This is a genomic window from Ruegeria sp. CDSC025 (assembly GCF_059610805.1).
Genome location: NZ_JBXWOJ010000002.1, coordinates 225,881 through 240,613, shown reverse-complemented (window position 1 = coordinate 240,613; position 14,733 = coordinate 225,881). Strand labels below are relative to the sequence as shown.

Here is a 14,733-nt window from a genome sequence, read left to right as displayed (position 1 = left end):
ATCCCCCTACAGTCTGGTTACCGTAGGGATTAGGTTAACCAAGAAATAAGCGCAGACTATTAGGGATTTCCCGTAGAAGTGCTTTTTTTTTGATTAACCAGGGGCAATTAGGCCCAGGCCGATCGCACGACCAATAGCCTGTGAGGTGGTCAGTGCGCCCAACTTTTCACGCCCGGACCGCATATGAACTTCGACGGTACGGTGTGAAATAGACAAAATATCACCGATATCTTGTTGCGACTTTCCGTCAGCTACCCATTGGAGGATTTCCTGTTCGCGTGTGGACAGCGTGGGCAGGTAAAGAGCTTTGGCCAGCAAGCCGGATTGCATAACAGTATCGTGGGCTTGAACGGCAGCAAGTTGCAGATCACCCATGACATGTTTCTTTAGCTTATCCCATTCGGAATCCGAACAGTCCCGGGTAACGTTTAACAGTCCGCATTCACCATAAGGTCCACGAACAGGAACTGTTAAACCCCTGGAACTAATGCCAAAATCATGGGCGTCACGGAACACCGCGTTGAACTTCTCGTCCTGATCAAAGCGTCCCCAATCAACGGGTGCAATGCTTAGGACAGATTGATAAAGCGTCGGATCGAAGTGATGAAAGCCCTGGCTGCCATAGTGGATTTTCCACTCATCAGGATAGTTTGCATAGCCCTGCACATCACCTTTCACAGGGTTAAAGGTGGCATAAGACGCATAGTCGAAGCCAAGCTCTTCGCAGACGGCGTTTATAACGTCAGCGGCCGACTTCTCTGTGTGGTCGACCGCGGCCAAATCTATAAGTTTCACCTGTCCAACCCTTGTGGCGGCATATCTCTCCCCCAAGACATGCCAGACTTGTCCTTAGGGGAATACGTTGCGTCAACCACAGGGCATTGTGCAAGCAAATTGTTCGCCTTGTGTAGTCATATTGCGATGTAATGGCAACAGAATGGTCCGAAACAGCATGTCTCAGATGATTCGTTTCGGGGTAAATCCGGTTATTCCGGACGTAGCCCTGTTTCGACCAGCATCCCACGTGCCTTTGCTTCGGGATAGAACCCTTTTGCGTAAAGGAATATGGCGCGTTGCTGATCGCCGTCGGACAATAGCCAAGCGCCCCGCAGATATTTCCCGGCAAATTCGAGATTTGTGTCTGCATCCAAAAGGCCTTTGGCGTTTCCAGTATATCCCATTGAACGAGCTGTGGCCGGCAGGATTTGCAGCAAGCCATAATAGGGCCGATTCACAGCCCAAGGTCGGTGGGTGCTTTCGCGAATTGCTAGCTTGTGCACCAGTTCGCGCGGCACTTCGTAGTGGTCGGCCCATTTGTTTATGGAGGCCCGCAGTTCCGGTGTTTCGTTGGGATAGAGCGGAGGATCAAACGTTTTCTGGGTTGGGGTATCGGGCCCTCCGCACGCCGCAAAGGGTGCAATTATCAATAATGCCAATACACTGCGGCGCAGAAGAAATGTCATTGATCGTCTCCGAATAGTTATTATGCGATGATAGGAAACCTATTGATGACCGCAAGCAAAGGCCGGGGCCCAAGCTGGATTTCGCCGGGCGGAGGCATAAAAAAGGCCGCACAGATCGTGCGGCCTTTTTTTGTTCAATTTGAAACCCGAGGATCAGGCTTTGGCTTCGTCTTCTTCGGCCGAAGCGTCCTGAGCAACCAGATTGTCGTCGGAAGCGGCGGAACCGATATCGTCGAACAGCTCGGCGATTTCGAATTCTGCGGCGGCTTCTTCTTCGGCGGCCAGTTCCTGAATCGATTTGCCAGATGCCTGTAGTTCGGCTTCTTCTTGCGAACGAGCAACGTTCATTTCGATTTTCACTTCAACCTCGGGGTGCAGTTTAACTGCGACTGTGTGCAGACCCAGGTCCTTGATCGGTGCAATCAAGGCAATCTGCTTCTTGTCGACAGTGAAACCTGCTTCGGTAGCGGCGTCTGCGGCGTCACGCGGGGTGACCGATCCGTACAGAGCGCCGGCATCCGAGGCCGAGCGAATCACGATGAATTGCTGTCCGTCCAGCTTTTCAGCCAGCGCTTCAGATTCTTTCTTGGATTCCAGGTTGCGGGCTTCAAGCTGCGCTTTCTGGGCTTCGAACGACGCGATGTTGGCGTCCGATGCGCTCAGCGCTTTGCCCTGAGGCAACAGGAAGTTGCGGGCATAACCGGACTTGACGTCAACGACGTCGCCCATCTGACCCAGTTTCGCAACGCGTTCCAGCAGGATAACTTGCATGTCAGTATCTCCTTACTTAACGGCGTAGGGCAGCAGGGCGAGGAAGCGGGCGCGCTTGATAGCACGGGCCAGTTCACGCTGCTTTTTCGCCGAAACGGCGGTGATGCGCGAAGGTACAATCTTGCCACGCTCAGAGATGTAACGCTGCAGCAGACGAGTGTCTTTATAGTCGATCTTCGGCGCGTTCTCACCCGAGAACGGGCAGACCTTACGGCGGCGGAAAAATGGTTTTGCGGCCATGGTTTAGTGTCCTTTCTTCAGGCGTTAATCAACGGCGCTCGCGGCGGCCTTCGCGCTCGTCGCGCTTCTGCATCTGGACCGAAGGGCCCTCGTTGTGCTCGTCGACCTTGATGGTCAGAACGCGCATAACGTCGTCATGCAGGCGCATCAGGCGTTCCATTTCCTGAACGGCGCCAGCGGGAGCGTCGGTCTTGAGGAAGGAATAGTGACCCTTGCGGTTCTTGTTGATCTTGTAGGCCATCGTCTTGACGCCCCAGTACTCGCTGTCGATGACGTTGCCGCCATTGTCAGCCAGAACGGTGCCGAAATGTTCGACGAGGCTTTCTGCCTGCGCGTTGGACAAATCCTGACGCGCGATCATTACATGCTCATATAGTGGCATGTGCACTCCTGTTTCTATCAAGGCGCATTTCATAGGCGGGGCCGTTTCGTCCTTCGCGACCCTGCCACGAGAGGCTGCGCGATTCATGTCGTTTGCGAAGGATGGCCCGATATACACGTTTGTACGCTGGGGGCAAGGCCTGCCACAGATGCCTTTGTGAAGTCGCGCTATTTCCTCTGCGCTGCCCAATTCCTGACGCTTTTCGGCTCAAAGTTGTTTTGTATACCGGAAATTAACCGGACTGACAAAAGTTGGAACGGCAACCTGAGAAACAGGGTACTGAAAATGACCGCGATTAACACAAATACCTTCGAGAAATCCGCCACAGGCGTAAGTTTTGAAAAGTCAGTGCCGGTGCTCATTAGCTTTGCACCAAATTGGAAAGCTCGGATGGTTCTGGCCCGTGTGGCTGGTGCGCTACTGATAGTTTCTGCCTTTTCCATGTGGTTGATGCCCAGCACGGCAATGGCCGCTGAAGTCTGGCCGATCAAATTGGCGGCTTCTCTGATGTTCCTTCTGGTAGGTGTCAGCCTTCTGACCATCGAAGTTCTGGACGCGCGTCCTGATGCGTATTTTGACCCGATCCGCCGCGAGGTCCGGGTATTGCAAAAAAATGAAAATGGCCGCCCGCAAACAGTTTTGCGCCGGAGCTATGACAGCCTGGGTGGTGCCCGTTTCATTGAAGACCAGATCGAGTTGTTCGATGTGGACGGCAGCCTGTTGATGAAATTGCCGCTTGAATCGGCGGATGTCAGCCGAGCGCTCAAAGGTCAACTTAGCGGAAGTGTAACAATTTTCGCCTGAGTTTTATTCTGTTCAAATAAGAACAGATATTGTGAAATAATATTACTTGTGCGCTGCCCTAGGGCAGCACATTTTCGTTGTCGAGCAACCCAAGAGGTTTGCATCTACAAAATTGCGGAGATTATCATGAAATCCACCCTTCTTGCAGCAGCGCTCGCGGTTTCGGCCACAACGGCATTTGCCGGCGCCGAAAAATACGTCCTGGACTCAAGCCACAGCCAAGTTCTTTTCAGCTATAACCACCTTGGCTTCTCGACCACCCATGGCATGTTCTCGGGGTTTGAAGGCGAGATCATGTTCGATCAGGAAAACCCGGCTGCATCCAGTGTTACAGTATCCATGCCAGTGGTTGAGATGATTACCGGTTGGAAGCCACGTGAAGACCACTTTATGTCCGAGGATTTCTTTGGTGTGACCGAAGGAGAAATGGTGACCTTTACCTCTACTGGTATCGAAGTCACGGGCGAAAACACTGCCAACATCACTGGCGATCTGACTATGAACGGCGTGACCAAATCGGTTGTTCTGGATGCCAAGCTGAACCAAGTGGGTGAACATCCTATGGCAGGAAAGCCCTGGGCCGGTTTCGACGCCACCACCACCTTGGTGCGTAGTGAGTTCGACCTTGGTCAGTTCGCGCCATTCGTAAGTGACGAAGTCGAACTTCAGATTTCAGTCGAAGCCCAGAAGGCCGACTAATACCATTGCAACGAGTTGAAACGAGGCCGCCGGAGTAACCCTTCGGCGGCCCATTTTCTTAGTTGCCACGTTTTGCTGAAAGATCAACTGATACTGTAACAGCAAAACCCAGCGAATCCTCGGTCGACTGCGAAGTGCCGATGTCGAAATCCAGCCGGTTCAGATCAAGCTGTCCTGATATAGCTGCGCTGTCATCCTGAAGGTCGAGAGTAAATGGCAACACTACGTCCACACTCTTGTCGCGAATGGTCAACGCGCCGCGCGCTTCGTACCCGTCCTCAGTTTTGAAGAGATCAGCTTTGAATTGAGCGGTTGGAAATTGCGCACTGTCGAAGAAATCAGCACCCATTGCCTGATCTGTGACTGTCCCGAGCTTGAGCGACGTTATCGCGATTGTGACATCTGCTGATCCGGCTAAGCCCGGCGTGGGCGGATCTTCGAAAGCGATTGCAGCGGTCCAATCGGAAAAGCTGCCGGTTACCGGGCTGCCCAGCTGGGTGATGGTAATGCTTAGATTGCCTTCCTGGACGTTCCAGTCGGACTGTACCTGGGTCAGTTCTGCGACCTCTGTGCTAGCTGTAGATTGGTGGTCAAACGCGCCGATTGACCATCCTCCGACCAGAACGGCACCCCAAACGGCCAAAGAGGCCAAAGCGGGCGTCATTGAATGGCTTTGCTTTGGCGGTTCCGGTGCATCCGAGGCGCCCGGCATCATTCGGCGCAGCGTGCTGTCTTTATCGATAATGTGGTGTTTTAGCGCCCCGGCGACGTGCAGCGCGACTGACCCGGCCAGTGTCCAGACGAACAGCCAATGTAGGCTTCCGGTCAGCTCTGCCAGATACTCGGATTTTGGTACAAGGGGTAGGCCCTGTCCGAAGGGCCACAAAATCGGAGCGAAACCTTCGGCGGCAGCGTGATGAGTCCACCCAGTCAATGGGGCCAGAACCAAAGATGCGTAAAGCAGCCAATGCACGGTTTCAGCTGCAAAGGCCTCGGGCTTGTTCTCTGCGTTCAATAGGCCGGGTTTGGTCTGCGTTATCGCCCACAAGATACGCGCGAGCGCGACGAAGAAAACAGTGACCCCGACGGTTTTATGGAGAGAAAAAAGGCTGGCGGCGCGTGCAATGTCATCTTCGGTTGTGGCTATTGCAGGATCGTAAATCGCATGGGCCAATCCGTTGGCGACCCACCCCAGAGGGAATGCGGTGAAGATAAGTAACGCGGTCAGCCAGTGAAAAGTCTTGGTTACGCTTCCATAGCTTGAGAAGGTGTTTGACGAAGGCATCTGAGGCTCCGGAAGGTGGATCGTATGCAACAACCTACCGCTACAAGCCTAGGACACAATAGCAAGGGATGCACAGAGCCGGTGCCAAAGTGCAGAGATCAGGCAAAGCTTGTGCCGCGCGGTCTGTCGGTTTACACCCCGCGGCAACCTAACGTCATCCAAGAGGTTGCAATGACACGCGCATTTGTTTTCCCGGGGCAAGGTGCCCAGACTATCGGTATGGGTAAGGCTCTGGCCGAGGCCTATCCGGCTGCACAGGCTGTATTCGACGAGGTGGACGAGGCGCTCGGGGAAAAGCTGAGCGATCTGATCTGGGAAGGTGATATTGCGGACCTGACCCTAACCCAGAACGCGCAGCCAGCGCTAATGGCGACCTCGATGGCTGCGATGCGAGCCCTGGAGGCCAATGGGATTTCGATTGCAGATGCTGGTTTTGTCGCTGGGCATTCGCTGGGGGAATACTCCGCGCTCGCTGCGGCAGGGGCATTGTCGGTCGCTGATACGGCGCGCCTTTTGCGCACCCGCGGGCAAGCGATGCAGAGTGCGGTTCCCGTTGGAGAGGGCGCAATGGCCGCTATTCTTGGATTGGATCTTGATGCTGTGCGCGCTGTTGCAGACCAAGCTGCCCAGGGTCAAGTTTGTCAGGCTGCCAATGACAATGATCCCACACAAGTCGTGGTATCAGGCGCAAAGGCTGCTGTGGAACGCGCCGCCGAAATCGCCAAAGAAAAAGGCGCCAAGCGCGCGGTCATGTTGCCCGTCAGCGCACCTTTCCACTGTGCATTGATGCAACCTGCAGCTGATGTCATGGCCGAAGCCCTGGCAAATGTCGAAATCAAAGCTCCTGCCGTGCCATTGGTTGCCAATGTGCGGGCCGAGGCTGTCACAGATCCCGATCTGATCCGTGGGTTGCTGATCGAGCAGGTCACAGGTTCGGTTCGCTGGCGCGAAAGCGTACTGTACATGGTTGCGCAAGGCGTGAGTGAAACTTGGGAAATCGGGGCGGGCAAAGCTCTGTCCGGTATGATTCGCAAAATTGACCGTGCGATCGTTGGTAAAGCTGTCGGTACGCCTGATGACGTGCAGAATGTGACTCAGGCCGAATCGTAAGACACCGAGCATCAAGAGGAAGACCGAATGTTTGATTTGACAGGTAAGAATGCACTGATCACCGGTGCATCGGGCGGGATCGGTGGCGAAATTGCGCGAAGTTTGCATGCGGCCGGTGCAACTGTGGCTTTGTCTGGAACGCGAGTTGAGCCGCTACAGGCTCTGGCCGACGAATTGGGTGAACGCGCCCATGTTCTGCCCTGCAACCTGAGTGATGCCGAGGCGGTGACAGCCCTTCCGAAGCAGGCTGCTGAGGCAATGGGATCGGTTGATATCCTGGTTAATAATGCCGGGATCACGCGAGACAATCTGTTCATGCGCATGTCCGATGAGGAGTGGCAGAGCGTGATCGACGTCAACCTGACATCTACTGCCCGGCTGTGCAAAGGCGTTTTGAGGGGCATGATGAAAGCGCGCTGGGGCCGGATCATTAATATCTCATCGGTGGTGGGTGCGACAGGGAACCCGGGACAGGCCAACTATGCTGCATCCAAAGCAGGCATGGTGGGCATGACCAAATCGTTGGCCTATGAGGTTGCCAGCCGTGGAATCACCGCCAATGCGGTGGCACCCGGTTTCATTACGACTGCAATGACCGACAAACTGACCGAGGATCAGAAATCTGGGATTTTGACGCAGGTTCCTGCCGGTCGTATGGGTGACCCCTCGGAAATTGCTGCGGCTGTGCTGTATCTTGCAAGTGCCGAAGCCGGATATGTTACCGGAACCACCTTGCATGTGAACGGCGGTATGGCCATGTTGTGAGCGCGGATCGAGGTGGGCGCGAAAGCGTTTGCCTCGGGCGTTGTCTGTGTTATAGGCGGCGCACATATGCAGGGGCTGGCCGGATGGTCAACCTTCTACTTACCCGGTAATCGGGGACCTAAACCGCCCAGAACGGGCACATCAAGGCCAGCCTGAGCGGGCAAGGGCAGAACCGGGCACTATGCCCTGAAATGAAATGAGGAATAGACATGAGCGACGTCGCAGATCGCGTTAAAAAGATCGTTGTTGAGCACTTGGGTGTTGAAGAAGATAAAGTGACCGAAAACGCGTCCTTCATCGACGATCTGGGTGCAGACAGCCTGGACACTGTTGAACTGGTTATGGCCTTCGAAGAAGAGTTCGGCATCGAGATTCCTGATGACGCAGCCGAAACCATCCAAACTTTTGGCGACGCCGTCAAATTCATCTCTGAAGCGTCTTAAGACCTTCTTTATCCGCTAAAACGGCGCTTCCGGGCAACGGAGGCGCCGTTTTTTTTGCCCAGCCGGAATTCGCGCTTGCCAGATAGCTATTGACCCGCAACCATTTACGCGAGGCAGGAAATTCTGAGCGGGCAGGGCATGCTACGATCCACCCCGATGATAAATACGGCACGTCTGATGCTTTGCGCTATGCGTCCCGACGACTTTAGTCGTTACGCTGAGATTTGGCGGAACCCTTGTGTTGTGCGCCATCTTGGCCGGGAACCGTTATCGCGGGGCGAAGCGTGGGAATCCTTTCTGAGGAATGCCGGCCACTGGCAGATGGCCGGTTTTGGCCAATGGGCCGTCTTTCGACAGTCGAATCGTCAGATGATAGGTCAAGCTGGCTTTTTCTATCGTAACCGAGGGTTAGGCGACGACTTCGACAGCTTTCCCGAGGCCGGATGGCTATTGGCACCAGAAGCCCAGGGGCAGGGATTTGGTCTTGAAGCGGCTCAGGCCGCACATGACTGGTTTGACAGAATAATGCCTGGACCACTGGTTTCCCTGATTGATGCTGAAAACCACGCGTCGCAGAATCTGGCGGCAAAGCTTGGTTATGAGCTCATGGCCGAGCGCGACTATATGGGAAGTCAGGTGAACCTGCTGAAAAGAAACGGGCCGCCCAAACTGGCTTAACCTTTCTCTTTGATCGTGCCGCAAATTGCCTTTGGTTTGCCGAAACTGGAAATTCTCGCCGATAGGGTTGAGGGTATGGTATCCTTTATTGACGTTGCGATTGAGCGGAGGAGCAAGCTCATGAGGATTTACCCTACGATGGAACTGCAGAACGGCCGCTGTGTCACACTGGACAAGGGTCGTCTGGATGAGGCCATGATTTGGCACGTGAATCCCGCAGAAACGGCGCGCAGTTGGGCCGATGCTGGAGCCGAGTGGATGCACTTGACCGATTTTGACGCGATTGAAGGGCGCGATACCAATTCGGAGTTGGTTGAAGAGATCATCCGTTCTGCCGAAATCCCTGTGCAGTTGGCAGGTGGTATGAGATCGCGCGAGCAAGTCGAGCATTGGATCGACAAGGGCGCAGGCCGGATTGTTATCGGCACTATGGCTGCGTGGGATCCAAATCTGGTGAAAGAACTGGCCAAACTCTACCCGGACCAAATCGTTCTGGCCGTGGACGTATGGCAAGGCTCAGTGATGACCGACGGTTGGCGTAGTCAAAGTGCGTTTACACCAGAGGCCTTTATCGAAGCGTTTTCAGAAACGCCGTTTGCGGCAATTCTGGTCACTGATATCGATAGCGACATGGAAGACGTTGAGGCACAGCTGGGCCTGATCTCGGGGCTGGCAGAGACATCTCGCACACCGATCATCGCAAGCGGTGTGGTCCGCACGACAGATGATATCTCGCGGTTGGCTTATATCCCGAATATTTCGGGCGCCTTGGTTGGCCGCGCGCTGTTCAGAAAGACGCTCGAGCTTTCAGATGCGCTGAATGTTGCCAGCACCGCGCACGAACCGGTTGCGGCGTTTCAGTAAGATTTCTTCCAAAACAACAGGTTCCGCCCTTTCATGTCCAGTGAAAGGGCGGGCTTTCATCTGGCCAGGAGCCGCATTGCAAGAGTGTATACTGTAGATGTTCCGCTCAATCTGCTTGTGTGATGATTGCGCCTTGCTCTTGCCCCCGCACCCCGGCCCGGGGTATGAGCGTTTCTCAAATAGGAAGCAGGCAAGAGGCATTTTATGCGCAGAGTCGTTGTAACCGGTCTTGGGTTGGTCACTCCATTGGCCAGCGGGGTCGAGGAAACATGGTCGCGGTTGCTGGATGGGGAATCCGGTGCAGGCCCGATCACGCAATTTGATGCTGAGGCAAGTGGGGTCACCACAACGTATGCCTGCGAAGTTCCGCGAGGCGACGGCACCGTCGGGACATTCAATCCTGACGACTGGATGCCGCCGAAAGAGCAGCGCAAGATCGAAGACTTCATTCTGTACTCGATTGCAGCTGCTGAAATGGCCTGCAAGGATTCCGACTGGCTGCCCGAGGATGAAGAGGCGCGTTTGCGCACTGGCGTTCTTATCGGTTCAGGTATCGGTGGGCTGGGCTCCATTGCAGCAACGGCTAACCTGATCCGCGACAAGGGCCCTCGACGGGTGTCGCCTTTCTTTATTCCAGGCGCGCTGATTAACCTGGCCTCGGGTCAGGTGTCGATCCGCCATGGATTCAAAGGCCCGAACCATTCGGTTGTGACTGCATGTTCGACCGGTGCTCACGCTATTGGTGACGCAAGTCGCATTATCCGTGCCGGTGACGCTGACGTAATGGTTGCCGGTGGTGGCGAAGGGTGCATTTGCGAAATCGGTATCGCTGGATTCAACGCTTGCAAGGCGCTGTCGACCAAATACGCGGATAACCCCAAAGCAGCCAGCCGCCCCTATGACGTCGACCGAGACGGTTTTGTCATGGGTGAAGGTTCGGGCATCGTTGTTCTGGAAGAGTACGAACACGCAAAAGCGCGTGGCGCGAAAATCTATGCCGAAGTTCTGGGCTATGGCATGTCCGGTGATGCCTATCATATCACCGCACCCAGTGAGGACGGCGATGGCGCAGAGCGTTCTATGAACGCAGCGCTACGCAGCGCGGGGCTGGAGCCGAAGGACCTAGACTATATTAACGCGCATGGCACATCGACCATGGCCGATACCATTGAATTGGGTGCGGTCGAGCGTCTTCTGGGCGAGCATTCGGCGAATGTAACCATGAGTTCGACCAAATCGGCCACGGGCCATCTGTTGGGCGCTGCAGGCGCGATCGAAGCCATTTTCTCGATCCTCGCAATCCGCGATCAGGTTGCGCCACCGACGATCAATTTGGACAACCCAGCGGTCGAGACACCGATTGATCTGGCTCCGAATGCCAAGCGTGAGCGCAAGATTGATGTGGCGTTGTCAAACTCGTTTGGATTTGGCGGCACCAATGCAAGTGTGATCTTCGGAAAGGTCAGCTAAATGTGGCGCGCGATGGCCTCCAACATGCTGACCATCCTGGTGGTCGGCCTGTTTCTTGCCGGTGGACTGATTTTATGGGGGCAGGCGCGATACAAGAATGCGGGCCCTCTGGAAACTGCGATGTGTTTGCAGGTCGAACGTGGCTCGAACATGACGCAGGTCAGCCGACAGCTGGAGGATCAGGGCGCGATCAGCAGCGCTACGATATTCCGTATGGCGGCGGATTATACCGACAAGGCACCTCAGCTGAAGGCAGGCAGCTTTCTGGTCCGCGAGGGTGCTTCGATGGAGCAGATCATTGATGAGATTACGCGGAGCGGGGCCAGTACCTGCGGATCCGAGATTGAGTACCGGATCGGTGTAACCCGCATACAAACCCGTGTACGCGAATTGAACCCCGCAACATTGGACTTCGATGAAATCGCATCGTTCGATGTAGCGGAAGAAGAAATACCCGCGGCTTATACCCAAAAGCGCGAAGACTCAGACACACGGTACCGGGTCTCGATTGCTGAAGGTGTTACATCCTGGCAAGTGGTCGAGGGTCTTAAGCAGATCGACGCGTTGACGGGGGAAATCCCTGAAATACCGGCCGAAGGGGCGCTGGCACCGGACAGCTATGACATTGTGCGAGGTGCCGATCGGGCGGCAATCCTGCAGTCGATGCAGGATAAGCAGCAACTGCGCATTAACGCCGCCTGGGAAGGGCGGCAGGATGATTTGCCAATCAATACCCCCGAAGAGATGCTGATTTTGGCGTCAATCATCGAAAAGGAAACTGGTGTTCCGCATGAGCGTGGACAGGTCGCTAGCGTATTTGTAAACCGGCTTGAGCGAGGCATGAAGCTGCAGACGGACCCGACTGTAATCTATGGTGTCACCAAGGGGCAGGGCACGTTGGGCCGAGGCCTGCGCCGCAGCGAACTGCGCCGTGCAACGCCTTGGAACACTTATGTGATTGATGGGCTCCCGCCAACACCTATCGCAAATCCTGGTCTTGCAAGTCTTGAAGCCGCAGTTTCGCCCGAAGCGACTGATTTTGTTTTCTTTGTTGCAGATGGCACCGGCGGACATGCTTTTGCCGAGACACTGGATGAGCATAATCGAAACGTCGCCAAATGGCGTGAGATTGAGGCCGAGCGCCAAAGCACCGGAAATTAAAAAAGGCGCCGCTAATAGCGGCGCCTTTTAGATTTAGGCGGCGGAGGATCGACGCGGTCGCCGACGTTTTGGGCCTCCGGGATTGCCCGACTTGTTAGCTGCTTGCGGTTTTGGACCACGGCGACGGAACCCTCCGCCTTTCCGCGATTTTGCGGGTTCGGCGAACTCGGGCATTGTGCCGCTGGCGACCGGAACCTCAATTTTCATCAGTTTCTGAATCTGCTTCAGTTGATCCAGTTCATCCGGTGCACAGAAAGCGATCGCCTCGCCTTCGCGACCGGCACGGGCGGTTCGGCCAATGCGGTGGACGTAGTTATCCGGCACTTCGGGTAGGTCGTAGTTGATGACATAGGCAACGCCCGGGATGTCGATGCCGCGAGCGGCCACGTCTGTTGCCACCAAGACATTTATTTCGCCTGCGCGGAAAGCTTTGATCGCCCGGTCACGCTGTCCCTGACTTTTGTTGCCATGGATCGAGGCGGCGTTGAAGCCGTCGGCCACGAGACCCTTCATCAGCTTCTCGGCGCCATGTTTTGTACGCGAAAACACCAGCGTCAGAGCTTCTTTGTCCGCAGATAAAATCTCCCGCAGTTTGCTCGGTTTTTCCGCGCGGCTCAGGAAATGAACCGATTGGGTGATCTTGTCGGCGGCTTTACCCGGAGGGGACACTTGAATGCGTTGCGGGTTTGTCAGGTAGGCCTGGCTGAGTTCTTCCATCTGCTTGGGCATAGTGGCAGAGAACAGCATCGTTTGGCGGGGCGTGCCCAACTGCGGTGCAATCCGGCGCAGAGCATGAATAAAGCCCATGTCCAGCATCTGATCGGCTTCGTCTAGTACCAGATGACGTACCGAGCCGAGGTCGACTGCTCTGCGTTCCATCAGGTCGATCAAACGACCAGGGGTGGCAACCAGAATGTCTGTGCCGCGTGCCAGAAACGAAATCTGCCTACTGATGGACTGACCGCCAACAACTGTCGCCACACGCAGCTTCGTATTCGTGGTCAAATTGCGCAGGCTATCTGCGATTTGGTTGACCAGTTCACGGGTCGGGGCAAGGATCAGAGCCTTGGCGGTTTTCGGCGCAGGCTTGCCGGTCTGAGCCAGCAGATGGTCGATCAGAGGTAGGCCAAAAGCCAGCGTCTTGCCGGTGCCGGTCTGGGCAAGGCCCAGAATATCGTGCCCCTGCAATGCCATGGGGATTGCCTGGTTCTGAATCGGAGTGGGTTGTGAAAAATTGGCGCGTTTCAATGCGTCATTCAGGGCCGGGGCAAGACCCAGCATATCAAAGTCGAACAAATATCATTCCTTTTTTGCCCCTGGCGACTGGATCACCACGGGCGACATAAATCAGCAGCGCAATATGCGATGCCAACAGGGTTACGCTAAGACTCTGGATGCACAGGCGTTTCCTGCGGCATCCGGCCGTCGCATTCAGAACCCTGCGTGAAGGGGAACTATGGGGTGAATCGAGCGCTGTGGAGCAGGTCGGACCTGCCAATGCTCACGCGTCAGCGCTTTGTTAAGGCGCTCATGCAGGTTGCGGGGCGGAATGTCAAGCTGTGCGTTATAGATCACATCCGGCGAAAAGGATCGTTGTGGGCTGTCTGCAACCTTTAAGCAGTGAGATTGACCGCTTGGTTGATCGCAAAACCTGTTCTTACAGCTCGATATGTAGGGAAGGGCATCCGCGCGGCAGTTTCAATGTCCCGCCGGATCCAGTCGAGCGCCTCTAGCTGTTGAAGGGACGACGACAGCGCCCGATCCGTGATCGATACCAAATCCGATTTGATGGCGGAAAAGCGGTGCGGAGTGCCGGTGAGTGCCAGGATCGGGACGGTCCAGGATTTACGGACGAGCTTGAACTTGGTGTCATCCGGAACGGCGTTTACGATTGCGCTGGCCATACTGGCGGTTTCGATCCCCGGCAGGGTTAATCGGAATTCAGGGCGCAATGGGTGCCCGTGGCCCGGATTCCTTTCGATCAGGTCAAGGCGTATGAGATGGTCCAGGCTTGCCGCGAAGGCAGTTCTTCCTGCGCTGGTGGCAGCAAGCAGAGCGGCCTGCCTGCCAGGAGTGCCGGAATGCATGAGTGCCAGAATATTCAGCGACCAAGCTCGGGAGGTCAGCTTGACAAGCAAATTAATGTCCATAAAGTATAGTTAATATAATTTAGCTCAAAAGGAAAGATTGATGCCCCTTGTTTCTTTGAAAAACACGATCACGCTTGCGATTTCAGTTCGGGACCGCCATGCAAGCGCCGAATGGTTCAGCGACAAATTGGGGTTTGAAATTGCCCATCACATAGATGAAGCGGGTTGGAGTGAGATGCGCACCAATGTGGACGGTGTCACATTGGGGTTAGGAGAGCAGGCCAAGCCTTCGCCGGGGAATTGCGTTCCAGTGTTTGAGGTCGCCGATATCACCACCGCCCGCAGCGCGTTAGAGGCTGCAGGGGTGGCCTTCGATGGTGCGACGGAAACGATCGAAGGGATGGTCAGCACGGCCACGTTTTATGATCCGGATATGAATGCGCTGATGCTGGCGCAGGATTTGACTGGCAGCGGCTAAAGACTCCGGCAGGGAAGAAAATATTAACCT

Annotated in this window: 18 protein-coding genes; 10 read left to right on the top strand and 8 right to left on the bottom strand. The window is 55.2% G+C overall.

Going from position 1 to position 14,733, the window contains the following annotated elements; all coding sequences use genetic code 11:
• Positions 1–93: 93 nt before the first annotated feature.
• The 5 genes from AC2FH8_RS04365 to rpsF all read right to left on the bottom strand — a co-directional run bounded on the left by AC2FH8_RS04365 (position 94) and on the right by rpsF (position 2,856).
• Positions 94–795, bottom strand: coding sequence for a helix-turn-helix transcriptional regulator (locus tag AC2FH8_RS04365; protein ID WP_185956601.1), 702 nt, complete (start codon positions 793–795; stop codon positions 94–96).
• A 191-nt stretch (positions 796–986) separates the two neighbouring features.
• Complete coding sequence (locus AC2FH8_RS04360) at positions 987–1,463, bottom strand: transglycosylase SLT domain-containing protein (RefSeq protein ID WP_496688447.1); 477 nt, start codon at positions 1,461–1,463, stop codon at positions 987–989.
• Between the two features lie 153 nt (positions 1,464–1,616).
• Complete coding sequence (rplI, locus tag AC2FH8_RS04355; RefSeq protein WP_496688445.1) at positions 1,617–2,234, bottom strand: 50S ribosomal protein L9; 618 nt, start codon at positions 2,232–2,234, stop codon at positions 1,617–1,619.
• Between the two features lie 12 nt (positions 2,235–2,246).
• Positions 2,247–2,474, bottom strand: coding sequence for a 30S ribosomal protein S18 (gene rpsR, locus AC2FH8_RS04350; protein ID WP_005608650.1), 228 nt, complete (start codon positions 2,472–2,474; stop codon positions 2,247–2,249).
• Positions 2,475–2,502: 28 nt separating this feature from the next.
• Positions 2,503–2,856: a 30S ribosomal protein S6 gene (gene rpsF / locus AC2FH8_RS04345; protein WP_142633142.1), complete on the bottom strand. Its 354-nt coding sequence runs from the start codon at positions 2,854–2,856 to the stop codon at positions 2,503–2,505.
• Between the two features lie 285 nt (positions 2,857–3,141).
• Here rpsF and AC2FH8_RS04340 point away from each other — a divergent pair, with 285 nt between their 5' ends.
• Positions 3,142–3,660 carry a hypothetical protein gene (locus AC2FH8_RS04340; protein WP_142633144.1) on the top strand — a complete coding sequence of 173 codons (519 nt, stop codon included), beginning with the start codon at positions 3,142–3,144 and terminating at the stop codon, positions 3,658–3,660.
• Between the two features lie 126 nt (positions 3,661–3,786).
• On the top strand, positions 3,787–4,359 hold the full coding sequence (locus tag AC2FH8_RS04335; RefSeq protein WP_281971916.1) for a YceI family protein: 573 nt from the start codon (positions 3,787–3,789) through the stop codon (positions 4,357–4,359).
• A gap of 58 nt (positions 4,360–4,417) precedes the next feature.
• Here AC2FH8_RS04335 and AC2FH8_RS04330 read toward each other — a convergent pair whose 3' ends face one another.
• Positions 4,418–5,644, bottom strand: a complete 1,227-nt coding sequence (locus AC2FH8_RS04330; protein ID WP_496688443.1) for a cytochrome b/b6 domain-containing protein — start codon at positions 5,642–5,644, stop codon at positions 4,418–4,420.
• Positions 5,645–5,815: 171 nt separating this feature from the next.
• On the opposite strand from AC2FH8_RS04330, the gene fabD reads away from it, so the two are divergent.
• The 7 genes from fabD (at position 5,816) to mltG (ending at position 12,135) form a co-directional block, all read left to right on the top strand.
• Positions 5,816–6,754, top strand: coding sequence for an ACP S-malonyltransferase (gene fabD, locus AC2FH8_RS04325; RefSeq protein WP_271947631.1), 939 nt, complete (start codon positions 5,816–5,818; stop codon positions 6,752–6,754).
• A gap of 27 nt (positions 6,755–6,781) precedes the next feature.
• Complete coding sequence (gene fabG, locus AC2FH8_RS04320) at positions 6,782–7,519, top strand: 3-oxoacyl-[acyl-carrier-protein] reductase (protein ID WP_142633152.1); 738 nt, start codon at positions 6,782–6,784, stop codon at positions 7,517–7,519.
• 209 nt (positions 7,520–7,728) lie between these two features.
• Entirely contained in the window at positions 7,729–7,962 is a 234-nt protein-coding gene (locus AC2FH8_RS04315) for an acyl carrier protein (protein WP_005982462.1), read from the top strand.
• Between the two features lie 138 nt (positions 7,963–8,100).
• Positions 8,101–8,640, top strand: a complete 540-nt coding sequence (locus tag AC2FH8_RS04310; RefSeq protein ID WP_142633154.1) for a GNAT family N-acetyltransferase — start codon at positions 8,101–8,103, stop codon at positions 8,638–8,640.
• A gap of 120 nt (positions 8,641–8,760) precedes the next feature.
• Positions 8,761–9,504, top strand: coding sequence for a 1-(5-phosphoribosyl)-5-[(5-phosphoribosylamino)methylideneamino]imidazole-4-carboxamide isomerase (locus AC2FH8_RS04305; RefSeq protein ID WP_271947626.1), 744 nt, complete (start codon positions 8,761–8,763; stop codon positions 9,502–9,504).
• A 204-nt stretch (positions 9,505–9,708) separates the two neighbouring features.
• Positions 9,709–10,974 (top strand): beta-ketoacyl-ACP synthase II, encoded by a 1,266-nt coding sequence (fabF, locus tag AC2FH8_RS04300; RefSeq protein ID WP_281994457.1) that lies wholly within the window; start codon positions 9,709–9,711, stop codon positions 10,972–10,974.
• Positions 10,975–12,135, top strand: coding sequence for an endolytic transglycosylase MltG (gene mltG, locus AC2FH8_RS04295; protein ID WP_271947623.1), 1,161 nt, complete (start codon positions 10,975–10,977; stop codon positions 12,133–12,135).
• A gap of 33 nt (positions 12,136–12,168) precedes the next feature.
• On the opposite strand, the gene AC2FH8_RS04290 is transcribed toward mltG, so the two are convergent.
• Positions 12,169–13,431: a DEAD/DEAH box helicase gene (locus AC2FH8_RS04290; RefSeq protein ID WP_142633162.1), complete on the bottom strand. Its 1,263-nt coding sequence runs from the start codon at positions 13,429–13,431 to the stop codon at positions 12,169–12,171.
• 317 nt (positions 13,432–13,748) lie between these two features.
• Positions 13,749–14,285, bottom strand: a complete 537-nt coding sequence (locus tag AC2FH8_RS04285) for a winged helix-turn-helix transcriptional regulator (protein WP_496688439.1) — start codon at positions 14,283–14,285, stop codon at positions 13,749–13,751.
• A gap of 40 nt (positions 14,286–14,325) precedes the next feature.
• On the opposite strand from AC2FH8_RS04285, the gene AC2FH8_RS04280 reads away from it, so the two are divergent.
• The gene (locus tag AC2FH8_RS04280; protein WP_496688437.1) at positions 14,326–14,703 is read left to right on the top strand and encodes a VOC family protein; all 378 of its coding nucleotides are present in this window, start codon (positions 14,326–14,328) and stop codon (positions 14,701–14,703) included.
• Positions 14,704–14,733: the final 30 nt, after the last annotated feature.